The 25,132-nt window shown below is 39.7% G+C and carries 21 protein-coding genes and 1 pseudogene; 13 read left to right on the top strand and 9 right to left on the bottom strand.

Annotation, left to right across the window (positions count from 1 at the left end):
• Positions 1 to 92: 92 nt before the first annotated feature.
• The 4 genes and pseudogenes from POD11_RS13695 to glyQ all read right to left on the bottom strand — a co-directional run.
• A pseudogene (locus POD11_RS13695) lies at positions 93 to 218 on the bottom strand (hypothetical protein); the annotation flags it as partial.
• Between the two features lie 53 nt (positions 219 to 271).
• A complete protein-coding gene (locus tag POD11_RS13700; protein WP_262457537.1) occupies positions 272 to 745 on the bottom strand; it encodes a hypothetical protein in 474 nt (157 codons plus the stop codon).
• Between the two features lie 85 nt (positions 746 to 830).
• The gene (gene glyS / locus POD11_RS13705) at positions 831 to 2,900 is read right to left on the bottom strand and encodes a glycine--tRNA ligase subunit beta (protein WP_262457539.1); all 2,070 of its coding nucleotides are present in this window, start codon (positions 2,898 to 2,900) and stop codon (positions 831 to 833) included.
• Positions 2,900 to 3,877 (bottom strand): glycine--tRNA ligase subunit alpha, encoded by a 978-nt coding sequence (gene glyQ / locus POD11_RS13710; protein ID WP_002044989.1) that lies wholly within the window; start codon positions 3,875 to 3,877, stop codon positions 2,900 to 2,902. The genes glyS and glyQ overlap by 1 nt, the downstream gene beginning before the upstream one ends.
• Positions 3,878 to 4,648: 771 nt before the next feature.
• Here glyQ and POD11_RS13715 point away from each other — a divergent pair.
• From POD11_RS13715 to POD11_RS13725, 3 genes are all read left to right on the top strand, one after another.
• On the top strand, positions 4,649 to 5,911 hold the full coding sequence (locus POD11_RS13715) for a putative DNA modification/repair radical SAM protein (RefSeq protein ID WP_262457541.1): 1,263 nt from the start codon (positions 4,649 to 4,651) through the stop codon (positions 5,909 to 5,911).
• Positions 5,912 to 5,913: 2 nt separating this feature from the next.
• Positions 5,914 to 6,711, top strand: a complete 798-nt coding sequence (locus POD11_RS13720) for a TIGR03915 family putative DNA repair protein (protein WP_262457543.1) — start codon at positions 5,914 to 5,916, stop codon at positions 6,709 to 6,711.
• 132 nt (positions 6,712 to 6,843) lie between these two features.
• Entirely contained in the window at positions 6,844 to 7,944 is a 1,101-nt protein-coding gene (locus tag POD11_RS13725; RefSeq protein ID WP_057074650.1) for an HPP family protein, read from the top strand.
• A 63-nt stretch (positions 7,945 to 8,007) separates the two neighbouring features.
• Here POD11_RS13725 and POD11_RS13730 read toward each other — a convergent pair whose 3' ends face one another.
• The gene (locus tag POD11_RS13730) at positions 8,008 to 8,262 is read right to left on the bottom strand and encodes a PspC domain-containing protein (RefSeq protein WP_016142948.1); all 255 of its coding nucleotides are present in this window, start codon (positions 8,260 to 8,262) and stop codon (positions 8,008 to 8,010) included.
• A gap of 248 nt (positions 8,263 to 8,510) precedes the next feature.
• Here POD11_RS13730 and POD11_RS13735 point away from each other — a divergent pair, with 248 nt between their 5' ends.
• Complete coding sequence (locus POD11_RS13735; protein WP_262457545.1) at positions 8,511 to 9,158, top strand: hypothetical protein; 648 nt, start codon at positions 8,511 to 8,513, stop codon at positions 9,156 to 9,158.
• 68 nt (positions 9,159 to 9,226) lie between these two features.
• On the opposite strand, the gene POD11_RS13740 is transcribed toward POD11_RS13735, so the two are convergent.
• Positions 9,227 to 11,050: an acyl-CoA dehydrogenase C-terminal domain-containing protein gene (locus tag POD11_RS13740; RefSeq protein ID WP_224993443.1), complete on the bottom strand. Its 1,824-nt coding sequence runs from the start codon at positions 11,048 to 11,050 to the stop codon at positions 9,227 to 9,229.
• Between the two features lie 256 nt (positions 11,051 to 11,306).
• Between POD11_RS13740 and POD11_RS13745 the strand changes: the two genes are divergently transcribed.
• Positions 11,307 to 13,640, top strand: a complete 2,334-nt coding sequence (locus POD11_RS13745) for a hypothetical protein (protein ID WP_262457546.1) — start codon at positions 11,307 to 11,309, stop codon at positions 13,638 to 13,640.
• 47 nt (positions 13,641 to 13,687) lie between these two features.
• Here POD11_RS13745 and aroE read toward each other — a convergent pair whose 3' ends face one another.
• From aroE to ribA, 3 genes are all read right to left on the bottom strand, one after another.
• The gene (gene aroE, locus POD11_RS13750) at positions 13,688 to 14,476 is read right to left on the bottom strand and encodes a shikimate dehydrogenase (RefSeq protein ID WP_262457547.1); all 789 of its coding nucleotides are present in this window, start codon (positions 14,474 to 14,476) and stop codon (positions 13,688 to 13,690) included.
• Between the two features lie 179 nt (positions 14,477 to 14,655).
• On the bottom strand, positions 14,656 to 15,606 hold the full coding sequence (gene hemF, locus POD11_RS13755; RefSeq protein WP_016142953.1) for an oxygen-dependent coproporphyrinogen oxidase: 951 nt from the start codon (positions 15,604 to 15,606) through the stop codon (positions 14,656 to 14,658).
• A 125-nt stretch (positions 15,607 to 15,731) separates the two neighbouring features.
• A complete protein-coding gene (gene ribA / locus POD11_RS13760; RefSeq protein WP_002116908.1) occupies positions 15,732 to 16,334 on the bottom strand; it encodes a GTP cyclohydrolase II in 603 nt (200 codons plus the stop codon).
• Positions 16,335 to 16,637: 303 nt separating this feature from the next.
• Between ribA and dxs the strand changes: the two genes are divergently transcribed.
• The 8 genes from dxs to POD11_RS13800 all read left to right on the top strand — a co-directional run bounded on the left by dxs (position 16,638) and on the right by POD11_RS13800 (position 25,121).
• On the top strand, positions 16,638 to 18,542 hold the full coding sequence (gene dxs / locus POD11_RS13765) for a 1-deoxy-D-xylulose-5-phosphate synthase (RefSeq protein ID WP_262457549.1): 1,905 nt from the start codon (positions 16,638 to 16,640) through the stop codon (positions 18,540 to 18,542).
• Between the two features lie 121 nt (positions 18,543 to 18,663).
• Positions 18,664 to 19,494: an inositol monophosphatase family protein gene (locus tag POD11_RS13770; protein WP_005078362.1), complete on the top strand. Its 831-nt coding sequence runs from the start codon at positions 18,664 to 18,666 to the stop codon at positions 19,492 to 19,494.
• Positions 19,495 to 19,900: 406 nt separating this feature from the next.
• Positions 19,901 to 21,763, top strand: coding sequence for a DEAD/DEAH box helicase (locus POD11_RS13775; protein WP_016143582.1), 1,863 nt, complete (start codon positions 19,901 to 19,903; stop codon positions 21,761 to 21,763).
• Positions 21,764 to 21,878: 115 nt separating this feature from the next.
• Positions 21,879 to 22,088, top strand: a complete 210-nt coding sequence (locus POD11_RS13780; RefSeq protein WP_151747792.1) for a hypothetical protein — start codon at positions 21,879 to 21,881, stop codon at positions 22,086 to 22,088.
• A gap of 90 nt (positions 22,089 to 22,178) precedes the next feature.
• Complete coding sequence (locus tag POD11_RS13785) at positions 22,179 to 22,997, top strand: ABC transporter ATP-binding protein (RefSeq protein WP_016143581.1); 819 nt, start codon at positions 22,179 to 22,181, stop codon at positions 22,995 to 22,997.
• Positions 22,994 to 23,770, top strand: coding sequence for a lipid asymmetry maintenance ABC transporter permease subunit MlaE (mlaE, locus tag POD11_RS13790; RefSeq protein WP_002117010.1), 777 nt, complete (start codon positions 22,994 to 22,996; stop codon positions 23,768 to 23,770). The genes POD11_RS13785 and mlaE overlap by 4 nt, the downstream gene beginning before the upstream one ends.
• Positions 23,770 to 24,453: an outer membrane lipid asymmetry maintenance protein MlaD gene (gene mlaD / locus POD11_RS13795; RefSeq protein ID WP_262457551.1), complete on the top strand. Its 684-nt coding sequence runs from the start codon at positions 23,770 to 23,772 to the stop codon at positions 24,451 to 24,453. Before mlaE ends, mlaD begins: the two co-directional genes overlap by 1 nt.
• Before the next feature lie 26 nt (positions 24,454 to 24,479).
• Positions 24,480 to 25,121, top strand: coding sequence for an MlaC/ttg2D family ABC transporter substrate-binding protein (locus POD11_RS13800; protein WP_016142959.1), 642 nt, complete (start codon positions 24,480 to 24,482; stop codon positions 25,119 to 25,121).
• Positions 25,122 to 25,132: the final 11 nt, after the last annotated feature.

Below are 25,132 nucleotides of genomic sequence, written 5' to 3' on the forward strand. Positions count from 1 at the left end.
TTGATACTATAGATAGAAGAAATTAAAGAGTTTGTTTAACTCAAAAAAATAAAGGGATCTATAGAAGATCCCTTTATTTAATAACGAGCTAATTAACCCTGCAACACACTCACATCAGCCACAGCAGTAAACAAGTTACGCAACTGAGCCAATAAACGTAAACGGTTTGCTTTTAGGTCAGCATCATCTGCCATGACCATTACACCATCAAAGAATGTATTGTTAAGTACGCAAAGCATTACAAGCTCAGAATCTTTACTTAAACCATTTTCTAAAGCTCTGGCAAAAAGAAGAACAGCACAATAGCTCCAAAAATTCCGCTTAAGATCAGCCAGTCTTTTTTACGCATATCTGCAAGGCGAATCACCGAAAGATAAACACTGCTGAAAAAAACCAAAACAAAAACCAGCAAAACTAGCGGATTATTGAAGAAGAATTTGCTGATGCCAAATAGTACGAAAATAATAGTACTAGAAACCCAATACAGCAGAGCCAAAATAAATTTGTTCACTGATAAATTACGAACAGAACGATCTAAACGAGGCAAAGTTATAGCTAGTATAATCAGCCCTGCAAAACCGCCTAGAATAGAGATAATCATAAAGAACAGGCCGCTCATATCTGGTTTGGTCTGTATATGAGGATATAGCTTCCATAGACCATAACCGAATGCCAGCAAAAGAGTGTGGCAAAGAACAAGGTAAGCATCTATACGGTAAAAATTTTTAATTGAAGTGTTATTCATTATGATGACTGCTGATTTATTCTTAATATTAAAAAACCCCACTAATTTATAGAGGGGTTCTCATTAAATTACAACCAATTAAGGCTTAGCCTTGCAACACACTCACATCAGCCACAGCAGTAAACAAGTTACGTAACTGAGCCAATAAACGTAAACGGTTTGCTTTTAGGTCAGCATCATCTGCCATTACCATTACGCCATCAAAGAATGCATCAATCGGCGCGCGAAGTGCTGCAAGCTTAGAAAGGGCAGCTGTGTAGTCTTTTGCTGCAAGTAATGGTTCAACCACAGGTGTCACTGCTTGAAGCTCAGCGAATAATGCTTTCTCAGCATCTTCAACCAAGTTTGCTTCAACTACAGAACCTTCTGGTGCAGCTTCTTTTGCAAGAATGTTAGCAACACGCTTGTTTGCAGCAGCAAGTGCAGCAGCTTCAGGTAATGTGCGGAAGTGATTTACTGCATTTACACGCTTGTCAAAATCAAGTGGAGACTTCGGTGCAAGTGCTTGAACAGCCTGAAGTACGTCAACAGCAACACCTTGGTCTTCATACTTAGCGCGGTAACGACCTTCCAAGAATGTAACAGCATCAGCGCGAGTCTTATCGTGATCTTTAACAATATCGCCATAACCTTGAAGCGCAAGATTTACTAACTCTTCAATCGTTACATCTAATTCATTTTCAATGATTAAGCGTAAGATACCAATTGCTGAACGGCGAAGAGCAAACGGGTCTTTAGAACCTGTAGGCGCTTGTCCAATACCGAAAATACCAACTAGGGTATCTAAACGGTCAGCAAGGGCAATCGTTGTACCTGTTTTGGTTTTTGGTAAAACATCACCTGCAAATTTTGGTAAATATTGCTCACCTAAAGCTTCTGAAACTTCAGTGTTTTCGCCTTCAATACGCGCGTAGTAAGTACCCGCAATACCTTGAAGTTCTGGGAACTCACCCACAAGTTCAGAAGTTAAATCGCATTTAGCAAGTAATGCAGCTTTTTCAGCATCGGCTGGGTTTGCACCAGTGATTGAAGATAATGCAACTGCAAGTTTTGCAATACGTGTTGATTTGTCCCAAAGCGTACCAAGTTGTGCTTGGAATACCATGTTTGCTAGTTTTTCTTTACGAGATGCAAGCGGTTGCTTTTGATCTTGTAAGAAGAAGAATTCAGCATCCGACAGACGAGGACGAACAACTTTTTCATTACCTTCAATAATTTGAGTCGGATCTTTAGACTCAATGTTTGAAACAGTAATGAAGTAAGGCTGTAATTTACCTTCGCTATTGATCAAGCAGAAATATTTCTGGTTGTCTTGCATCGTCGTAATGAGTGCTTCTTGAGGAACAGCAAGGAAGCGCTCTTCAAAGTTTGCACGTAAAGCTACAGGCCATTCAACCAGACTTGTTACTTCATCAAGTAAGTCAGCTGGAACAATCGCAGTCGCATTCACTTCATCAGCTAACTTTTTCACTTGTTCTTGAATGGTTGCCTGACGCTTTTCAAAGTTCGCTACAACATATGCTTTTTCTAACGCAGCTAAATAGTCATTTGCATGCGCTAAAGTCACAGCTTCAGGTGCATGGAAACGGTGACCATAAGTCACATTGCCAGCTTTATGATCTTGAATGGTTGCATCAACAATTTGGTCGTCTTTGAGTAAGAGAACCCATTTCACTGGACGTACAAACTCAGTACGGCTTGCAGCAGAACGCATACGTTTCGCAATTGGTAAGTTGTCTAGCGCAGTTTGTAAGATCTGAGGAAGTAAAGCATCAAGGCTTTGACCTTTCACATCTTTTAAATAGCAAACTTTTTCAACTTTACCTGCTTGGAAAGTAGAAAGCTGGTCTACAGTAATGCCTTGACCACGCATAAAGCCTTCAAGTGCTTTAGTCGGTTTACCTTCTGCGTCGTAAGCCGCTTGAACAGCAGGGCCGTCAAAACGCTTTTGTGTGTCCGCTTGAGCAGCATCGATATCTACAATTTTAAGTGCTAAACGACGTGGTGCTGCATAAGCTTCAATAGATGCAAAATTTAAACCCGCATCTTTTAAGCCTTTTACCGTTTCTGCCTGTAAAGCATCACGTAAAGTTTTTAAGCTTTTTGGTGGAAGCTCTTCACAGCCAAGTTCGAATAAAACAGTATGTTTGCTCATTAGTTTTTCTCCGCCTTTGCTGCTTCACTTTCAGCTTGTGCTTTTAACTGTGCCAATACTTCATCACGTAAATGTGGTTCTGCCATTGGGAAGCCAAGTTCTGCACGCGCTTGTACATAACTTTGTGCAATAGCACGCGCTAAAGTACGTACACGTAAAATGTAACGTTGACGCTCAGTCACAGAAATTGCGCCACGTGCATCAAGCAAGTTAAAGGTATGAGATGCTTTAACAACTTGCTCATAAGCAGGAAGAGAAAGTTTTGCTTCAATTAAACGGTTTGCTTCTGATTCGTAAAAATCAAACAGTTCAAATAGTTTTTCAACTGGAGCGTATTCAAAGTTGTAAGTCGATTGCTCAACTTCATTTTGATGGAATACGTCGCCGTAAGTTACCGTACCGAATTGGCCTTTGGTCCACACAAGGTCATAAACCGAGTCAACACCTTGAAGGTACATGGCAAGACGTTCTAAACCGTAAGTGATTTCACCTGTTACTGGGTAACATTCAACACCACCGACTTGCTGGAAGTAAGTAAACTGAGTTACTTCCATACCGTTAAGCCAAACCTCCCAGCCTAAGCCCCACGCACCAAGAGTTGGAGATTCCCAGTTGTCTTCTACGAAACGAATGTCGTGAGTAAGCGTATCAATCCCGATTGCTTTTAAAGAATCAAGATAAAGCTGTTGGATGTTGTCTGGGTTTGGCTTAAGTACCACTTGGAATTGGTAGTAATGTTGCAAACGGTTCGGGTTTTCACCATAGCGGCCATCTTTTGGACGACGTGAAGGTTGAACGTATGCCGCGTTCCAAGTCTCAGGCCCTAAAGCACGTAAGAATGTTGCGGTGTGGAATGTTCCAGCGCCCATTTCCATGTCGTACGGTTGTAGTACGACGCAGCCTTGTTCGGCCCAATAGTTTTGTAGGGCAAGAATTAAACCCTGAAATGTATCAATATGCGATATAGCACGACTCATGGTGCATCCACTGGAATCAAACAAAAATTGTGGTTAAGTATAAGGATTTTGGTGGTGAGTGGCAAAGGCTAGTTGGGGAATTACGTCCCGTTTTTTAAATGCTGTTTGAGATCTGCTCTGAGTAGTAATATCCAATAGATGACAGCATAGATCAACGAAAATGGACCTAATACATAGAAGAATTCAATCACAAAGAATTCAAACTGTTCTAGTGGTGCGAATATCAACATAAGTAAGGTTGGAATGACGTACGTAAGAAACAGCGCGCTTAGAATGACGGTAAAAAAATTAATACGATGATACCTATGTAATTTAAGTTGAACAAAAATGGCAGGAAAAAATACGAAGATGTAGTAGATAATGAGTAAGAATCCAATAAATAATCCGAATTGAAAGATGAAGTTAAAATCAGGCAGTTCAAATCTAATAATGTTGGGGTAAAACATAAAAATAAGAAAAAAGACATAAATAGTGATGGAAGCATAGAGAGGTGTAGTCAATGACAAACATCTCCAAATTTGATCTTCATTTACATTTAAATTACGAATGAGAAGTTTAAAAAAAGAAAAAATGGGATTCAGCATTGGTGTTGTACCCATACAAAAAAGCGAACCTCTTTTTATATCACAGCTTATCTGCTCAATTGCGATATTCCGTTTTATTTTTCGGGGATTGTCACGTCATCTCATGACGCTGAGCGTACTTCACTGGATTAAATTTAAGAATGCAAAATGATATTTTTTAAACGATGCCATAAATGAGTCGTTTGATATGTCTGATCGCATTCGAGAAAAACTACAGATTCTTGCTGATGCTGCTAAATATGATGTGTCTTGTTCATCAAGTGGCAGTGACCGTAAAAACAAAGATAAAGGTCTAGGGGATGCCAGTCATTCGGGTATTTGCCATAGTTATACCGAAGATGGCCGCTGTGTATCTCTCTTAAAAATTCTATTTAGTAATGTGTGTATTTTTGATTGCGCCTATTGCGTTTCACGTCGTTCTAACGACGTCCAGCGTGCAGCATTTACGGTACAAGAGGTTGTAGATTTAACCATTAATTTTTACCGCCGTAATTATATTGAAGGCTTATTTTTAAGCTCAGGCATTTTTAAATCGGCGGATCATACGATGGAGCGTATGCTTCAAGTTGTGAAGAAGTTGCGTCTTGAAGAAAACTTTAATGGCTATATTCATTTAAAAACAATTCCGGGGGCATCACCTGAACTGATTCATGAAGCAGGTTTATATGCTGACCGTATGAGTATTAATTTAGAGATGCCGACAGAGGTTGGCCTAAAAACTTTTGCACCAGAAAAATCACATCAGGAAGTGCAAAAAGATTTAGGTTTGGTCCGTGACAGACTCATTCAGCTTAAAGATGAACGCCAAATCATTAAGCATGTACCGAAATATGTACCCGCAGGGCAAACTACGCAAATGGTTGTTGGCGCTCATCAAGAGTCAGATCAAGATGTCTTGTTTATGGCTGACAAACACTATAAAGAATTTAAACTCAAACGTGTCTATTTTTCGGGTTATATCCCAATTAATACCGAAAATAATTACTTGCCAGCAGTGGGTTCTGCACCGCCATTATTGCGGGAAAACCGACTTTACCAAAGCGATTGGCTGATGCGTTTTTACGGTTTTGAAGTCAATGAAATTGTCAATGAAAAATTCCCAAACTTAGACCTTGATGTTGACCCGAAATTAAGCTGGGCTTTAAGACATCCTGAGCAGTTTCCAGTAGATTTAAACCGTGCCGATTATCAGATGATTTTGCGTGTACCAGGCATTGGTGTGAAATCGGCGAAGAAAATTGTGCAAGCTCGCCGTTTTGGAAAAATCCATATCGATTTACTTAAAAAACTCGGAGTAGCTTATCAGCGTGCAAAATTCTTTATTCGCTGTGAAGACAGCCCAAAGTTCCAAAAAGAACTTTCTTCAAGTTTTATTCGGCAGCAGATTTTAACGCAGGGTTCCTCGAAATATATGCAGCAACTCTCGCCACAGTTAAGCCTCGGGTTTTAGCCATGTTTAATGATGAAGTGGCTTACTATTTTGATGGTTCAATGGTTGGGCTGCTGAGCTGTGTTTTTCGTGCATTTCAATTTAAAGAATTGCAGGTCAGACTCTGTTTAAGTGATGCGGCTCAACATGGCTTATTTGCTGATAAAATTGAGGTTTCAAATAACGAGCAACATGCCGAGCGTGTTTGGTCTGCCCTGCAAAAAAAGCTTTCATCTTCTTCATTAAAACAATTCTATTTTGCCTCTTTATCTGAATCTTTAGATGCCTATCAACATTTATTTAATTACTGTATTTATGTGTTTACTAGTCATTTTTCTGTAGAAAAAGATTATTCAAATCCTAGTGTTTTAGCGATTGCACAGTGGACGAAAAAGGTCGGACGAGAGAAGCATCGAATGGAAGCTTTTATTCGGTTTAAGAAAACTAAAGATGAGCTTTTTTTAAGTTTGGTACGTCCCGATTTTAATGTTTTGCCGCTTATTCAGCCCCATTTTAAACGGCGTTATCAAGATCAGCGTTGGCTGATCTATGATGAGAAACGTAAGTTCGGGCTGTACTATGATTTACGAGAAATACATGAAGTTTCACTCGAGGCTTCTGAAGTTGACCGTAATTTAAAAAATGGAATGAGTCAAAGCTTTCAGCTTGAGCTTGATGAGCAGGAAGTTTTATATGACCAGCTTTGGAAAGATTATTTTAAGAGCGTGAATATTACTGAACGCCAAAATATAAAACTCCATGTGCAATATTTACCTAAACGCTACTGGCGTTATTTAAATGAAAAATTGATGGAATATTAAAGTTTTAAAATCATAAAAAATAGTTCAGCAGGTTTTCTTATTATTCAAAGATATAATTTAAATGCATTTTATGTGGCTTTGGGCGTATACTTTTGCCCGTTATAAATGACGGCATATCCCTAAAGGTGTACTGTGAGTGTTATACAGCGACAATGGTTACAGATTTTAAAACCAAATTTTAAGGTTTTACCTTTAAAAGAACGGTTACTTTGCGGTATTGGAGCGTTGTGTGGTTTAGCAATTTCTTCCTTAATTAGCTGGTATGTTCTAGGGGGGATTAATGCATGGTACATCGCTCCAATGGGTGCCTCATCTGTTCTATTGTTTGCTGTGCCGACCAGTCCCTTGGCTCAACCATGGAATGTGATTGTCGGTAATACCTTAGCCGGAATTATTGGCGTTGCTTGTGCACAGTGGATTCCTGACTTAACAACGGCTTTTAGTGTCGCGGTAGGTTTTGCCATTTTTTTAATGATGACCACCGATTCTTTACATCCACCGAGTGGAGCGGTTGCGATTACAGCCGTACTGGGTGGAGCTGCGATTCATAAGTTAGGCTTTTATTTTATTTTTTATCCAGTTTTACTCAATTCATTGCTTCTATTAGGTTTTGCCGTATTTTTTAACCGATTAATTGGGCGACACTATCCAGTTACTGCACATTTGAATGAGCGTAGCAAGGACCCAACGCCTACTCAAAAGGTATCGATTCAACCAAAAGATATTGAGTACGCATTAGAGCATCACACTGAACTTTTAGATATTAGCCAATACGACTTAGAAAAAATCATTTTAGAAGCGCAAGAGCATGCTAATGAGCGCATGGTCAATCAATATGTCTGTCAAGATATTATGAGTCGCGATGTGATTAAATTACATGAAGATGATGATATTCATCAGGCATTAGATAAGTTTAAACAAGTGAACCTAATGAGCCTGCCAGTAGTCAATGCAGAGAACCATTTGGTAGGCACTTTAGCGTTATATGAAGTCGTAGAATGGTTTAAGGGGGCAGCAGACCCAAGAAACTCTTGGCAGCACTACGTAAAACAAATTATGAGTCGTCGAGTGGTCACGGTGCTACCAACTCAACCTATTCAAGATTTAGTGCCGTACTTTGTTGAAAAGTCGTTTAACTATATTCCTGTGGTTGAAGATCGTAAACTTATAGGAATGATTAGCCGCGCAGATATGATTGCTGCGTTACAGCAACAGTTAAATCGAAAGCTATAATTTTCAGAATAAAAAAAGCTACGGTTGATTAGGGGATGCAACCGTAGCGACCAAAGTTATAAATTAACGTACTTGTTCTTCATTTACTGTTCGGACGGATTGTCGATAGCCTTCAATATGTTCTGGCTGTTTTTTCGGAATGACTAACCATAAAACCAGATAAACTAAAATTCCTGGAAAGGCAGCACTCATAACTGAAATCAAAACAAAAATGATGCGTAGTAAAGTTACGTTCCAACCAAAACGTTCAGCAATACCACCCATTACACCGGCGATCATGCTGTGTCGGTTCGAGCGATATAAACCAGAACTGGCCATCTAATTCTCCTTAAAAATAAAAAATTACAAGAAGCTATTGCTCTTGCTTAATAGAAATATGGTGACGAAATTAAGGGTTTAAAGTCGTTTAAAAAGTAAAATAGTTAAAATATGTAAAGGATTGAAATGAAGGAAACCAACATCTACTAAAATGCACCTTTTCAGGGCTTAAAGGTTTAAAGCAGCAATCAGCTAGTGCCTGAATTGAGTATAAACGTAGCTGTTGCTGTTATCTGTGAATAATGTATATGTCTTTGAAGTGGTCTAGGTTATCAGTTAAGCATTTGGTTATAGTGGCTGCGATGTGCATGACGCTAAGTGCTTGCGATATAAACCATACCAACTCAAAAGATCACTCTACTGCAAGCTCTAATTCTAATCATGAAGAAAATTTAATAAAAAGTAGCGCATCTATAAAAACATTAGATTATGTTGCTGGTCGAACTTTCTTACCTGAAGTTACCTCAGATCAAACCCAAAAATTAAACGCAGCTTCATTGCAATATGTCGGGCGATATCACACTCGTATTTCCTGTGAAGATGCTTTTGCTGATTGTGAATCGGGTGAAGCGGAGTACATTTTAAATTTATTACCAAATGGGTCGGCGTATTGGAATGTTGTCCATTTTGGTCGTGTAGGAAGTAAAGATGGATCTAAAAGTGCCGCTGTAAATCAGTTGTGTCCTACTCTAAATTGGAAAGTAGATGAAAAAGAGCATGAGTTAACGATTCAATGTCCCTTATCTAAAGTTAATTTTTATTTTAATCTGGATGCAAATCAAAGATTGGTCACGAATTTAGAAAAATTACTTTATAGTGACTATGGAAAAAATCGTGAATTTTTAGAGCAAAATTATTTTGTTCCAAATCGGGCGTATGTTTTGACTAAAGAATAGATAACCGTTTGATATAAAAAGAGCGCAATATAAATTGCGCTCTTTTTCATTTTACTAATTAAAAATCATTAGTAGTCAAAGCTAAAGTGTTCAACTGGTAATGAGGTTAATGTACGAGATGTAGTCACCATCGATTCTGCATGGCCTTGAGCACGTGGCAATAAACGGTCAAAGTAGAAATCAGCAACTTTAATTTTTGCTTTATAGAATTCAGCAGTTTCTTGGCCATTACCCGCTTCTAATTTCTCAGAAGCCACCACAGCTTGTTGAGCCCAGAAATAAGCCATCATGACGTAGCCTGAGAACATCAAGAAATCTACAGAAGCAGAAGATACGATGTCGCGATCTTTACGTGCAGCAAGCATGATACGAACGGTTAAAGTATTCCACTGAGCACAAAGCTTAGTTAAGTCCCAAGCAAAACGACGTAAATACTTATTACGTGCATGTGCAGCACAGAATTTTAAGATTTCAGCAGTGTATTCACGAACCACTTTACCTTTTGAACTTAACAACACTTTACGACCGATCAAGTCGAGCGCTTGAACGCCAGTTGTTCCTTCATACAAAGTCGCAATACGTGCATCACGCGCGATTTGCTCCATACCCCATTCTTTAATGTAGCCATGGCCGCCGTAAACTTGCATACCGTGGTTAGCAGCTTCTAAACCAAGTTCAGTTAAGAAACCTTTTAAAATCGGCGTATAGAAACCAAGTTTATCATCATAGTCTTCGTAAGCAGCTTGGTCACCACGTGCTAAAGCATCTGTCATTTTGTCAGCGATTTGAGCCGCGTAGTAAATCATTGAGCGACCGCCTTCAGCGATTGCTTTTTGAGTTAACAGCATACGACGTACGTCTGCATGGTGAATGATTGCATCAGCAACTTTATCTGGATCTTTTTTACCAGAAAGCGCACGCATTGACATACGATCTTTGGCATATGGTAATGCACCTTGGAAAGATAACTCAGCGTGTGCAATACCTTGAACAGCAGTACCAATACGTGCTGTATTCATGAAGGTAAACATTGCATGTAGGCCCTTGTTAACTTCACCGATTAAATAACCAGTGGCATTATCAAAGTTGAGTACCGCAGTTGCAGACGCACGGATCCCCATTTTATGTTCGATTGAACCACAAGTAACTGTGTTACGTTCACCAACACCATTATCAGCTGTAGGGATGAATTTTGGTACGATGAATAATGAGATACCGCGAGTACCTGCCGGTGCATCTGGAAGGCGCGCAAGTACGATATGAATGATATTTTCAGTTAGGTCATGTTCACCGGCAGAAATGAAGATTTTCGTACCAGTAATTTTATAAGTACCATCTGCTTGAGGTTCAGCTTTAGTTTTTACCTGGCCTAAGTCTGTACCACATTGAGGTTCGGTTAAGCACATTGTGCCGCTCCAAGTTCCTTCAACCAGCTTAGGCATATAGGTTTGTTTTTGCTCATCAGTACCGAATTGCAAAATAGTATTCATACAACCAGAACTTAAACCTGGATACATGGTAAATGACCAGTTTGCAGTACCCATCATCTCTGATTTAATCAGATTTAAAGACATTGGAAGGCCTTGACCACCAAATTCTTCTGGATAAGAAAGACCTTGCCAACCGCCCATTACAAATTGGTCATAAGCTTCTTTAAAGCCTTTAGGAGTAGTTACTTCGCCGTTGTCAAAATGGCAACCTTCCTCATCACCAGATTGGTTAAGTGGCGACAATACGTTTTCACAATAATCTGCCGCACCTTCAAGAATCATATCAACTGTATCTGGATCTGCATTTTCACCATTTGATAAAGTTTTATAGTGAGCAGGGTAATCTAATACTTCATTCATTAAGAAGCGGATATCGTGTAGCGGAGCTTTATATGCTGGCATGGCTTTAATCCTAATTTTGAATCATTGTGGGATTATCTGAATCGATGATTTGATTATTCACTCACATGATAAAAATACAATGATAATGACATCCGAAAGAAATGTCAGAAAAGCGAATTTTGTCGAAAATAAATACACCTGAAATTATATTTTCTGCTACATTCAGGACTTATACTTTTATGTGAAAAAACAACTATTTTTTTATTTTTAGCAAGATTCGCTAAAAAGATAAAGCAATAAGGTTTTAAAAAAGGTTATGCATTTAAAATATCTCAGTTTATGTTTATTTAGTTTGGGTTTGACCGCTTGTGCGCAACATAACCTACGTCCATCAGTAGCATCTACTCAGTTAGATCAAAAAGTCATTCAGGGTATGAATGCAATGTATGAATACCCAAGCTATGACTACCGTGGACATTTTAAAATTAATGTTGATTCAAATCAGTCAAAGAAAATAAATAATGATGAAAAAACAGTACAGTTAGATGCTGTAGTGCAAAAAAAAGTAGATCAATATTTACGTGAACAAAAAATTAATTTGAATAAAAAACAGAAGCAGGCGCTTTATGCCGCAATTGCAAATGAGCAAGCGGATTTAGGTGTTTCTGGTGAATCACGCTCAGAAAAAATAAACACCGTATTAATTAATTTATTAAATGATCTTCAATTTAGCTACGATGGTTCAGTTCATTATCGTCAAAAAATGGGGTCTTTAAATCTCACGGCAAGATATGAAAAACCGACGCTTTTAGTACAGGCAAAATTGCCAATGGTACTGGATCTGAAGGATTATAAATTTTACGTAAATTATTTCGGATTAATGCCTTATCTGGTCAATAAAGATAATCAAAATAACTTGGCGTATGTCGATTTTTCAAAATATAAAAACCTGTTTACAAACGTGGATATGAAGAAATTCGTTGAATATGCGAAAGCTTCTGGTGCGGTATCATATCGTTTGGCCGAACCACAAAATTTACAACGTTTATCGGTTAGTGACGCTGAGCGTAAAGCGGGGATTGTAGAAAAAATTCGTTTAAAAGATACGGTTGAAGCGTTGTTGCTGCAATCGGAACTCTATGGGCAGGTCAATGAAAAATATCTGCAAAAAAATGTTTTCGGTTTTGATGAAGAAAAGATTGCCGAAACTATAGCAACTGATTTAGCTGCTTCGGAAGCGAAGAGTAAAGAGGGTAATGCTGAGGGGCAAAAAGTTTCTTCTGAAGATGCAGCCGCAGTTAGCCAGCAACTTTATTCACTTATTAATGCTCATTTTGGCAATACATTGGCTTCTGAAGATGAGGACGAAGATCAAGTCAATACAGCTCAAGATGTCGCAGCAGCCGAGGAAGCTTCTGATTCAGCTCAAGCTGAGGATGCTGCTGTAGCAGACGATGAACAAGGTGAGGAAGTAGCTTCACTTACACAAGACCAGTGTGTTGAATTACAGTCTCTAAAAAAACCAGTTGCCTTAGGTGATATTAATTACTGTCAAATTTACGGTATTAATGTGCTTGATCAGAGCGCTGTAAATACTGAAAAAACTCAGGTTAAAGCGCATCGGGCTGCTCTAAAACAAACTTTCGCTGCTTATGATCAAAACCAGTTTGTTGATGATGAAGCATTTAAAGCACTATGGATCAAACATAAGGCAGAAATTGAACAAGCTTTACCAAAACAAAGAAACCCAATTACGGTTGATGTAGGGCTGGATGAAAAAGGCCGTTTAGTCAACGCAGATTATGATATTGCATATACGCCATCTGAATTTAATCATCGCTTTAATATTAAAGCAGACATGCAAATTTTAAATTATGGTAAAGCGACCTCAATTAATCAGCAGCAACTTAAACAAGCGAAATCAGTTGCAGAAGCAAGCAAAGGTTCTTTATTTGAAAACTTCATAAAAGGGTTTAGTGAAAAACTTGGACAGAGTGATGTTTCTGAACATCCAGTTGGCTCACATAGCGATGTACAAGATTTAGATTCAAGTCTAGCACTGTTGGCTAACCAAACTTATGATGCAACGCATGCTTATGACAAAACGTATAAGGCTGTTTTTATTGCAAAATTGACTGCTGAAAAACCGTCATATATTCATTATTACTCAGTTCAACAGTTACAAGAAATTGCCGAGGTTTATGCTTATTGGTTCTCTGAAGAAGAAACTTATAATCCTCAAGGTAAAGCTTTAGAACGTATCGAGACATTACAGAAAAAGCATCATCTTGAGCAAGAAGATCAATTTGATAATGACTTAGGTCGAGCTGTGGATCATATTGTAATCACAACAATACAAGGTGAAGCTGGGCGTGAAGCATGGCAAAAGCTACAGAAACAATATAAGCAACCAGAGCAGCTTTTCTCAAAACAGTATCAATTAGAATTTGAACAACAAAATGGTGCTTCTGCTGAAGAAAAACAATTGTTGTCACAAACGGCAGATATTTTAGGTAAGGTCTATGTCGCTGCACGTAAACAGCAACTTACGGAAAAAACAATTCAGAATTTAAAACCTGAACATAACGAATTTATTGATTATGAGATTTTCCGAAAAGTTTATAAGCAGATGGTTACAGCGAAAAAATAAAAGATGAGCCTAAAAAGAACCTACTGATGTAGGTTCTTTTTTTTGATTTATAGAAAATCTTTTAATTCTGGTTTTACGCCGTTCCAGATATAAAAGGCTTCAATGGCTTGACCGACTAACATGCCAAATCCTTCTGCATAAGGTACGTTGCGTTGTTTAGCTTGATCAAGAAAGCTAGATGGCTTGCCATAAGCCATTTCATAGGCATATTTGAAGTCTAAATTTTCCGGTAATTGTAAAGAGTCACCAGACAAACTTGCAGAAGTTGCATTAATGACAATATCAAATTTCCCTTCTAACTCATTTAGAGAAATTGCTTGTAATTGAGCTTGCGGGACTGCTGTTTTTAAGTCGTCTACAAGTTGTTCAGCGCGAGCAAGCGTCCGGTTTGCAATCACAATCTTTTTAGCGCCAGCCTGCACAAGAGGGTAAATAACCCCTCGAGTTGCACCACCAGCCCCTAAAATTAAAATAGTAGTATTTTTTAGCTTCCAATCTAAAGCTTGAATTGCGGCAACTAAGCCTTGGCCATCTGTATTGTCACCATGTAATTTGCCGTTTTCCATCCATAGTGTATTTACGGCTTTGGCAATTTGAGCACGTTCAGTCAGCACATCACACAAAGCAAAAGCCTGTTCTTTAAATGGTACGGTAACATTCATGCCACTTCCGCCATTTTCAAAGAAACTACGCATACTCGATTCAAAACCATCAAGAGGTGCAAGACGTTTTTGGTAGTCTAGGTCAACACCTGTTTTTTGAGCGAAAGCATGATGCAATTCAGGAGAGCGTGATTGTTCGATTGGGTTGCCAATTACTGCAAACTGTTTGGTCATTCTTATATCCAAAATTTTAAAATGGCATGAGGCAGATAAAGTCTGTACTGAATTTTCAGTAGGCCTCACTATAAGCCAAATTAGAATAAGAAAAAATATTTGAATGAGGTTCAGAAAATTGAAAATAAAAAAGGAGATTCTCTAGGGTGGAAGCCAAAGAATCTCCAAAAAGCAAAAAATTAAGCGACTTTTTCTTTTAGATTTAACCAGTCACGTGGTTTTAAGTAATAGTCAGTTAAACGTTTCTCTGGTGAATCTTCATCCCATTCTGGACGATACGACCAACCTGCAAGGTTAGGAAGGCTGACTAAAATAGATTCGATACGTCCACCTGTTTGTAAGCCAAACAATGTTCCGCGGTCGTAGACTAAGTTATATTCGACATATCTACCACGACGGTAGAGCTGGAACTCTCTTTGAGCTTCGGTGTAAGGCTGTTCACGGTGTTTTTCAAAAATTGGCAGAATGGCATTTAAATAACCATTGCCTACAGCTTGGATATATTTAAAGCAGGTTTCGAAATCCCAGCAATTTAAATCATCAAAGAATAAACCACCGACACCGCGCTGTTCATCACGATGTTTTAAATAGAAGTAGTCATCACACCATTTTTTATGTTCAGTGTAGACATTGTCTCCAAAAGGTTGACATAGGTCGTATGCGGCTTGATGCCAATCGATAACATCTTGTTCATCTGGATAGAACGGTGTTAAGTCAAAACCACCACCAAACCACCAAATCGGATCTTGACCTTCACGTTCCGCAACGAATAAACGTACATTGGCATGAGAAGTTGGAATATTGGGGTTTTTAGGATGAATCACCAATGACACACCAAGCGCTTGAGCTTTTGCACCAGCAATTTGTGGATGTCTTTCTGTAGCAGAAGCGGGCAGTTTACTAATATTGATGTGAGAAAACATCACACCACCTTTTTCAATCACGGTGCCATTTTGCAAAACTCGTGAACGGCCACCACCACCTTCTGGACGTTCCCAATCATCAATAATAAATTCACTCGTACCGCCCCCAGCTTTTTCTTGTTGTTCTAAACCAGCACATATACGGGCTTGTAAATCGAGGAGAAATTCGCGGACACGTTGAATATCTGTTGAAGTCGGATGCTGCATAGTGACCCTCAAAGATGATTGAGATAGGAGATTGATACATCAAAACACAAAACCATAAAAAAAGTAAGGGATTTTTAAGAAATGTCTTAAAAATCCCTTCTAATTATTTTTAAATTTCTAATTTTTTAGAAATCATCTTTTTGATAAAGATGATCCATACGTTCACGTTTAGTTTTTAAATATTGTTCATTAAAAGGGTTCCGTCCAACGGTTAATGGAACACGACCAACCACATTAATACCTTGGTCCTTGAGTGCCTGAATTTTCAAAGGATTGTTAGTAATTAACTTAACTTCTTTTACTTTTAAGTGATCGAGCATAATGCTGCACATGTCGTAACGGCGTGCATCGGCGGGTAAATTTAAAAGTAAATTTGCATCTACCGTGTCATGACCTTGATCTTGCAAGGCATAGGCACGAATTTTATTTGTGAGCCCAATACCACGGCCTTCTTGGCGTAAATATAAAATAACGCCTTGACCTGCTTCGTTGATGAGCTTTTGAGTTGCCTGTAATTGAGGGCCGCAGTCACATTTTAATGACGCAAAAGCATCACCTGTTAAGCATTCTGAATGAACACGTACTAAAACAGGGCCTGTGGGTGGATTTTCTAACCCTTTAGAAAGTGCCACATGTTCTTCACCTGATACTGGATCTTGAAACACAGAAATATTGAATTCACCAAAAGCGGTCGGGAGTTTTGATGTTGCAATGAACTCTATAGGCACAGATTAACTCATCTTTTAACCGAAAACGGTTTAAAGTATAGCGTAATGCTGGGAGATTGGTCGAATTGTCATAATCATTTTGAGCACTAAGGTTTTCTTTTTTGTATAAAGAAGACGATAATAGTTGATAAATAGTCAGATTATTCAGGATAATCTGCCAACCATACCCATACTGTATGAGAGACTGCTTTGCATGACCTCGTTCGCAAATGTGGCTGATTGAAGGTGACTTCATTCGATTGTATGATCGACCCATTTTGACCCAGCTTAGGATTTGCCAGGCTTATAAAGGCTTTGCCACATATGTTGTATACCGAAATTCCAACTCAACGCCCTGTTACGCCATTGTTAGATGCAATTGATCATCCTCAACAATTACGTCAGCTCGAGCATAGCCAATTGGTTCAAGTGGCTGATGAGTTGCGTCAATATATTTTATATGCAGCAGGCCAGAGTGGTGGCCATTTCGGTGCTAACCTCGGCGTGGTTGAGCTGACGGTTGCGCTGCATTATTGCTTTAATACTCCAAATGACCGATTAGTTTGGGATGTAGGACATCAGGCGTATCCGCATAAAGTCCTGACTGGTCGTCGTGAGCAAATGACAACCATCCGTGCTAAAAACGGTTTAGCAGCATTTCCAGCTAGAGAAGAATCAGTTTTTGATACCTTCGGTGTAGGACATTCATCAACTGCAATTTCAGCAGGTTTAGGAATGTCTTTAGCGCGTCGCTATCAAAACGACCCATGTGAAGTGGTTTGTATTGTTGGTGATGGTGCAATGACGGCAGGTATGGCATTTGAAGCCATGAACGATGCTGTCGCACATGACGCTGATTTAATTGTTGTACTTAATGACAATGACATGTCAATTTCTTGTAGCACAGGTGGCTTTGCTAAGCATTTAGCTGCAATTTGGGAAAAAGGCCATTTAGTTAATGTCGATGAACATGGCGAGGCATATGTACAGCCACATCCGAAATGGACGTACAACTCTCGTTTACATCAATCGGCAACAGATGCGGCCGATAATTTATTTAAAGCTATTGGTTTCGATTACTTCGGTCCTTTCGATGGGCATGATGTAAATCAACTTGTTCAGGTATTTAACGCATTAAAAAAACGTAAAGGTCCACGCTTAGTCCACGTTTATACTAAAAAAGGTAAGGGCTTTACTCCGGCAGAAGCTGACCCAATTACCTACCATGCAATTAGTAAAGTTAATGCGACTTCAGCGGGTAAAACACCGCCAAAATATTCAGATGTATTTGGTCAATGGTTGTGTGACGAAGCTGCACAAGATGAACGTTTATTAGCGATTACTCCAGCTATGTGCGAAGGCTCAGGCATGGTTAAGTTTGCTAAAGAATTTCCAAAGCGCTTCTTCGATGTTGCAATTGCTGAACAGCATGCAGTAACACTTGCAGCGGGAATGGCGTGTGAAGGGTTAAAACCTGTCGTTGCGATCTATTCAACATTCTTACAGCGTGGTTATGATCAACTTATTCATGATGTTGCATTACAAAATCTTGATGTAACTTTCGGTATTGACCGTGCTGGTTTGGTGGGTGAAGATGGTCCAACTCATGCAGGTGCATATGATTATGCATACATGCGTACAGTCCCGAACATGGTCATCATGGCACCAAAAGATGAAAATGAATGTCGTCAAATGCTACATACTGCCTATGTCTATAATGGACCAGCGGCAGTACGTTACCCACGTGGTGCAGGGGTAGGGGTTGAAATTCAGCAAGAGTTAACTGCGATTGAATTAGGTAAAGCCGAAATCGTTGCTGAAATTAAATCTGCTTGTGATGAGCAGATTACGATTTTGGCATTTGGTAGCCGCGTTATGGTTGCCATAGAAGCTGCTGAGCAATTTGCACAAAAACACGATGTCGGTGTGCGCGTTGTAAATATGCGTTTTGTGAAACCACTTGATGAAAAAATTATTCGTGAGTTGGCTGAACACACACATTTATTTGTTACTGTCGAAGAGCACGCAATTATGGGTGGTGCAGGCAGTGCGGTAAATGAGTTCATGGCACAAGAACAAATTGTGAAGCCTATTATCAATTTAGGTCTGCCAGATTTGTTCTTACAACAGGCGTCACACGGTCAAATGCTACAAGATTGTGGGTTAGATGCTAAAGGTATTTTGAGCTCAATTGAGCGAGCTTGGCTTAAGCTAAATCAGGTGGTTTAAGCCTTTAATAAAATTTTTGAAACATTTTTTCCCCTAAAGCGCATTCATTTGCTAAAATGTATGCGCTTTTATGCATTATTCTTTGTCAAAATCTTCAAATTTGTATTGTAGTGGGTGTTCAATGGAACCTATGGTGGTTATGGCTGCGCGTGCGGCTCAAACAGTTGGTCAAGAGCTTTTAAAAGCGCATCAAAATCGTCATAAACTCGATTTGCAAGTTGAAGAGAAAGGCATTGATGGCCCAGTAACACGTGTAGATCGTTATTTGGAACAATTGACGATTGATACATTACGTAAAAGTTATAAAAACCATAGCTTCTTAGGTGAAGAGTTCGGTTTGCAAGAAGGCAAAGGCCATGATGCAGACTGGTGCTGGGTAATCGACCCACTTGATGGCACGCAAAACTTTATTAATGGTTTCCCTCATTTCTGTATTTCTATTGCAGTTCAGCATAAAGGTGTTACTCAGCACGGCGTAATCTACGACCCAGTACGTGACGAATTATTCTCTGCAAGTCGCGGTCGCGGCGCGGTGATGAACCAACGCCGTATTCGTGTAAATGTAAAAGATACTTTAGAAAATACATTCTTGGCAGTAGGCCATCCTTACCGTGCTAAACGTGCTGGTGAGATCGTATCTTATGCAGAACAACACTTTGCTTCATTATTAGCTGTTACTCAAGCAGGTGCACAAATTCGTCGTGGTGGTTCAGCTGCCCTAGATTTAGCATATGTGGCTGCTGGTCGTTTTGATGGTTTCTTTGAGCTTGGTTTAAAACCATGGGATATCGCTGCTGGTGAGCTTATTATTAAAGAAGCAGGCGGTGTAGTGGTTGATGCACGCGGTGGTAATGAATCTCTTGAAAATGGTCAAGTGCTTGCAAGTTCACTCAAAATGCTAAAACCTTTAATGCAAACTGTAGTTCCAGCTTGGGCTCAAGCCGCAAAATAATTTAATTATTTATAAATAAAACCCTCTTTTATCAGAGGGTTTTATTTTTTTAAGCCATGGGTAAATATTACTGAGTTCAATAAATATGAAGAAAGTTGATTAAAACACATGACTTTTAATTTCTTTCTGCTATAATCCGCCCACGCACTTAAATTTCCGTTCATTACCTGAACATTCTGTTCTATTCATTGTAAGCGCACGCTGTCCATAGAGAGGACCATTTCTTGCGCCCCGATCGCTCAGCGATTCTTCAGGTTCGGCCGTAATCAAGCGTGCGTTTAGTCCACATCGTCGTTACTCGGATTGCTGCTGAAAAAACGTTTCAGCTAACTTTGCTTTGCCGCTTTGTGCCGATGTCTATTTTGTATTTATTAAAAATGGAGCACCCACTAGGGTGAAACTCTCTATGAGCAAAACTTTTGCCGAATTTTCTTTGCATGAAACCTTACAACAAGCGCTTGAAGGTTTAGGTTTTACTACCCCGACTCCTGTGCAAGAACAATCTATTCCTGCAGCTTTAGAAGGAAAAGACCTTCTAGTATCTAGCCAGACTGGTTCTGGTAAAACTGCGGCATTTTTATTACCGACATTACATAATTTAGCTGGTCAAGAAACTTTTGTTCCGTTCAAAGAACGCATGAAAGCTGTGACCCAACCTAATATTTTAGTTTTATGCCCAACACGTGAATTGGCTCAACAAGTTAGCCAAGATGCGATTGCTTTTGTACGTCACATGAAAGGTGTTCGTATTGCTGCAATCATGGGTGGTATGCCTTTTGGTAAGCAAATCCAACAGCTTAAAGGTGCGCAAGTTATCGTTGCGACTCCTGGTCGTTTATTAGACTTAGTTAACCGTCGTCAATTAAAGTTAGATAAAGTTGAAGCTTTAATCGTTGACGAAGCTGACCGTATGTTAGACCTCGGCTTCTCAGAAGATTTAGAAGCGATCAGCGATTTAGCTGGTAACCGTCGTCAAACATTAATGTTCTCTGCAACTTTCGCTGACCGTATTATTCGTCTTGCTGAGCGCATGATGAATGAGCCTGAGCGTATTGCAATTGAAACAGGTCACAGCACAAACACTGACATCACCCAAACTTTACACTGGACAGACGGTTTCGAACATAAGAAGAAACTTCTGACTCACTGGTTGGCTGATGAAACTCTTGATCAAGCGGTTGTATTCGCGAGCACTCAAGAAGATACAGATATGTTGGCTGAAGAACTTGCAGAAGCAGGTCACTCTGTAGTTGCACTTCATGGTGCAATGCCACAAACAGTTCGTAACCGTCGTTTACGTAGTATTCGTGAAGGTCGTGCAAAAATCTTGGTAGCAACAGACGTTGCTGCACGTGGTCTTGACGTACCGACAATTTCTCACGTAATTAACTTCGGTTTACCAATGAAACACGAAGACTATGTACACCGTATTGGTCGTACAGGTCGTGCTGGTCGTACTGGTCAAGCAATTACTTTAGCGACTTATCGTGAACGCGGTAAAATCCGTGCGCTTGAAGACTATTTAGATGCACGTTTAAGTGTTTCTGAAATTGAAGGCTTAGAACCATCTCCACCTCCTGCTCGTTCAGGTCGTGATGGCGGTGGTCGTGGTCGTGGCGGCAACGGTGGTCGTGATGGTCGTCGTGGTGGCGGTTTTGGTGGTGGTCGTCGTTTTGAAGGCGAAAGCAACTTCAAACGTCGTGAAGGTGGTCGTGATGACCGTCCACGTCGTAGCTTCGATGACAAACCACGTGGTGAACGCCCATTCGGTGGTGAAGATCGTCCACGTCGCGAGTTCAATTCAGATCGCCCACGTCGTGAAGGTGGTTTTGAAGATCGTCCACGTCGTGAGTTCAACTCAGATCGTCCGCGTCGTGAAGGTGGTTTCAACGATAAACCGCGTTTTGACTCAAATGATGACAACCGTGGTAACCGCGTAGATTACAAACCACGTCGTGAAAATGGTTTTGGTGATCGTCCAAAACGTAGTTTCGGTGGTGAAGATCGTCCACGTCGTAGCTTTGATGATAAACCTCGTGGCGAACGTCCATCATTTGGTGGCGAAGATCGTCCACGTCGTGAGTTCAACTCAGATCGTCCACGTCGCGAAGGTGGTTTTAATGATAAACCACGTCGTAGCTTTGATGACAAACCACGTGGTGAGCGTCCAGCGTTTGGTGGCGAAGATCGTCCAAAACGTAGCTTCGGTGGTGAAGATCGTCCACGTCGTAGTTTTGATGATAAACCGCGTCGTAAATTCGACCGTTAATCAATAGTTATCTTAATTATCTGAAAGAAAGGCCAGTATTTATACTGGCCTTTCTTATTTTTCAGTTTTGTTATAAAATAACAAAGTGTGAATTGGTTCAATTTTTTATTAAATAATGAGTAAAATTAAACGAAAAGAAACAATAATGGCGCAGTTGAAGAACTTATTGGTTCAGCACGGTTTGCCTTATCTTTTTATTGCACTTGTTTTGTGTAATGGGGTTTATTTTGCCTATGCTTTTATAACGGGAAGTTCTATTGAACGATTTCAAATTTCTGAATTAACCTCTTTTTCCGAACATACTTCTTCTAATTCGATCAATTAAGTTAGCTTTGCTTTTGTCAAAATAACAACAAGTTTGCCAATTTTCAGTGTTATAGTATGCGTGCATAAAAGTGCAGGAACGATTGCCATTATGAATAATAAAACTCCTCTCTCGGCTCAACCACTTATTGAAGTGAAAAATTTGAGTTTTAATCGAGGGGAACGCGTCATTTATGACAATATTAGTTTAAATATACGTCGAGGCCAGATTACGGCCATTATGGGACCTTCTGGTACAGGTAAAACAACATTATTACGTCTGATTGGTGGACAGCTAGTTCCTGATCAGGGTGAAGTTTTGCTCGACGGTAAAGATATTGCCAAAATGTCTCGTCAAGAACTCTTTTCTGCCCGTGCACGTATGGGTATGTTATTTCAGAGCGGTGCTTTATTTACGGATATGTCCGTCTATGAAAATGTAGCGTTCCCGATCCGAGCGCACACCAAGCTTCCTGAAAATCTAATTGCTGAGCTAGTTGCTTTAAAACTTGAATCAGTAGGGTTGCGTGGTTCTGAACAATTAATGCCTACAGAACTCTCGGGTGGTATGAACCGTCGTGTCGCTTTAGCACGTGCAATCGCACTTGACCCTGATTTAATCATGTACGATGAACCGTTTGCAGGGCAAGACCCGATTGTAAAAGGTGTGTTGACACGTTTAATTCGTTCATTGCGAGAAGCTTTAGATTTAACCACAATTATTGTTTCGCATGACGTTCTTGAAACCCTTTCTATTGCTGACTACATTTACGTTGTAGCAGAAGGAAAAATTCAAGGGGAAGGAACGCCAGAAGAATTACAAGCATATGCTTCTCCATTTGTACGCCAATTCTTAACAGGTTCGGCAGAAGGACCGGTTGAATACCAATTTAGTCATCAAGCCTATTTAAATAACGAGGTTCGTCCATGAATACGATTGCCTGGTTAGGTAGACTCGTTATTGAGCGGATTCGAGGGATTGGTGTTGCGGCACTAATGCTCTTACAAATTGTTTTTTCTTTTCCTTCATCTGGTGGCTTTGGACGATTTATTTACCAAATGCATCGGGTAGGGGTAATGTCTTTGTTAATTATTACAGTGTCGGGCCTATTTATTGGTTTGGTACTCGGTTTACAAGGATATTCAATTTTAGTAAACGTCGGCAGTGAATCAATGCTAGGCACAATGGTGTCTTTAACATTACTGCGTGAATTGGCACCTGTAGTTGCTGCTTTGTTATTTGCTGGTCGAGCGGGTTCTGCATTAACAGCAGAAATTGGTTCAATGAAGCAAAGTGAACAACTTGCTAGCATGGAAATGATTGGTGTTGACCCATTAAAACAAATCGTATCACCACGTCTTTGGGCGGGAGTGGTCAGCTTACCGATGCTCACTGTCATTTTTGCTGCGATTGGTATTGTGGGCGGTAAAATGGTAGGTGTTGATTTTCTTGGCGTCGATGAAGGCTCATTCTGGAGCGGAATGCAAAACAATGTGCAATTTGGGCATGATGTCGTAAATGGCATTATCAAAAGTATTGTGTTTGCTTTGTTATGTACATGGATTGCGGTATATCAAGGATATGCATGTGATCCGACTCCGGAAGGAATCGCAACTGCAATGACGAGAACAGTTGTATATTCTTCATTATGTGTTTTAGGTTTTGATTTCGTGTTGACTGCGGTCATGTTCGGAGGGATTTAATGAAATCACGTAGTAGTGAGCTGGCCGTAGGTATTTTTGTTATTATCTTCGGTATTGCCTTGTTCTTTTTAGCCATGAAAGTTAGTGGCCTTGTTGGAACTAACTTAAATGATAGTTATACCATGAAGGCTCAGTTTGATAACGTCAACGGTTTAAAGCCTCGTGCTAAAGTAACGATGAGCGGTGTCACAATTGGTCGTGTTGATTCAATTACCCTTGATCCGGTTACGCGTTTGGCTACGGTAACCTTTGGTTTAGATGGAAAATTGACAAGTTTTAATGCTGAGCAGCTAAAAGAAGTTCAAAAAAATGCTTTAGATGAACTCCGTTATAGTTCTGACTACACGCAAGCTTCTCCAGAGCAACAAAAAGCAATGGAACAGCAACTGACCAGTAACATGAACTCCATCACAAGTATTGATGAAGATGCTTATATAATGGTAGCAACAAATGGTTTGTTGGGTGAGAAATATTTGAAAGTCGTTCCAGGTGGTGGCTTAAACTATCTTAAACGTGGCGATGTGATTTCAAATACTCAAGGAACCATGGATTTAGAAGATTTAATTAGTAAATTTATTACTGGCGGTGGTGCAGGTAAAGTTGCCGCTGGTTCAGCCTCAACAGATGCAGGTACTCCTGCAAGCACTAATAATGACAGTGCACAAACATCATTTGTTGAGTAAAAGATTATTTGAAGGAGTAGTTCCAGGTGAATACGTTGTTTAAACAAACCCTGACAGCAAGTCTTTTGTCTACGATGATTGCAGGTACAGCATTTGCTGCGCCTTCAGAAGCACCACCTGATTTTATTAAGCGTGTTGCTGATGGCTTGATCGCTCGTTTAAAAGCAGATCATGCAAAATTACAAAGCAATCCTGCGTTGGTAAAAACGATCGTACGTCAGAATTTAGACCCGTATGTAGATTCACAAGCGTTCACTCGTATTGTGATGGGTACTTATGCGACGAATCAGTATAGTACAGCTGCACAACGTGCTCAGTTTGAAACGAATTTCCGTAATACATTAATTGAAAATTACGGCAGTGCATTTGCTAAATATACGAATCAAAGCTATACCATGCGTCCTTATAAGGCAACTGCGGGTAAAAACCCTGTAGTGACATTGGACTTTAATCACAATGGTGAAAAAATTCCTGTCTCTTTCCAGTTAGCTGACAAAGGTACTCAGTGGAAAATCCGTAATATCAATGTTTCTGGTATTGATTTAGGATTACAGTTCCGTAATCAGTTTGCTGCAACAGTGAAACGCAATGGCGGTGATTTAAATAAAGCAATTGCAACGTTCCAACCTGATGCAGACGCAGCTGTTAATCAAAACAAACAGAAATAAGTAGGTGACGA

The sequence above is a fragment of the Acinetobacter sp. P1(2023) genome (assembly GCF_028367635.1).
GTDB classification, from domain to species: Bacteria; Pseudomonadota; Gammaproteobacteria; order Pseudomonadales; family Moraxellaceae; genus Acinetobacter; species Acinetobacter pittii_E.

Bases quoted from the DNA above. Each gene is read 5' to 3' on its own strand.
- POD11_RS13700 (WP_262457537.1), bottom strand. From the start codon at position 745: ATGAATAACACTTCAATTAAAAATTTTTACCGTATAGATGCTTACCTT.
- glyS (WP_262457539.1), bottom strand. From the start codon at position 2,900: ATGAGCAAACATACTGTTTTATTCGAACTTGGCTGTGAAGAGCTTCCA.
- glyQ (WP_002044989.1), bottom strand. From the start codon at position 3,877: ATGAGTCGTGCTATATCGCATATTGATACATTTCAGGGTTTAATTCTT.
- POD11_RS13715 (WP_262457541.1), top strand. From the start codon at position 4,649: ATGTCTGATCGCATTCGAGAAAAACTACAGATTCTTGCTGATGCTGCT.
- POD11_RS13720 (WP_262457543.1), top strand. From the start codon at position 5,914: ATGTTTAATGATGAAGTGGCTTACTATTTTGATGGTTCAATGGTTGGG.
- POD11_RS13730 (WP_016142948.1), bottom strand. From the start codon at position 8,262: ATGGCCAGTTCTGGTTTATATCGCTCGAACCGACACAGCATGATCGCC.
- POD11_RS13735 (WP_262457545.1), top strand. From the start codon at position 8,511: ATGTCTTTGAAGTGGTCTAGGTTATCAGTTAAGCATTTGGTTATAGTG.
- POD11_RS13740 (WP_224993443.1), bottom strand. From the start codon at position 11,050: ATGCCAGCATATAAAGCTCCGCTACACGATATCCGCTTCTTAATGAAT.
- POD11_RS13745 (WP_262457546.1), top strand. From the start codon at position 11,307: ATGCATTTAAAATATCTCAGTTTATGTTTATTTAGTTTGGGTTTGACC.
- aroE (WP_262457547.1), bottom strand. From the start codon at position 14,476: ATGACCAAACAGTTTGCAGTAATTGGCAACCCAATCGAACAATCACGC.
- hemF (WP_016142953.1), bottom strand. From the start codon at position 15,606: ATGCAGCATCCGACTTCAACAGATATTCAACGTGTCCGCGAATTTCTC.
- dxs (WP_262457549.1), top strand. From the start codon at position 16,638: ATGTTGTATACCGAAATTCCAACTCAACGCCCTGTTACGCCATTGTTA.
- POD11_RS13770 (WP_005078362.1), top strand. From the start codon at position 18,664: ATGGAACCTATGGTGGTTATGGCTGCGCGTGCGGCTCAAACAGTTGGT.
- POD11_RS13775 (WP_016143582.1), top strand. From the start codon at position 19,901: ATGAGCAAAACTTTTGCCGAATTTTCTTTGCATGAAACCTTACAACAA.
- POD11_RS13780 (WP_151747792.1), top strand. From the start codon at position 21,879: ATGAGTAAAATTAAACGAAAAGAAACAATAATGGCGCAGTTGAAGAAC.
- POD11_RS13785 (WP_016143581.1), top strand. From the start codon at position 22,179: ATGAATAATAAAACTCCTCTCTCGGCTCAACCACTTATTGAAGTGAAA.
- mlaE (WP_002117010.1), top strand. From the start codon at position 22,994: ATGAATACGATTGCCTGGTTAGGTAGACTCGTTATTGAGCGGATTCGA.
- mlaD (WP_262457551.1), top strand. From the start codon at position 23,770: ATGAAATCACGTAGTAGTGAGCTGGCCGTAGGTATTTTTGTTATTATC.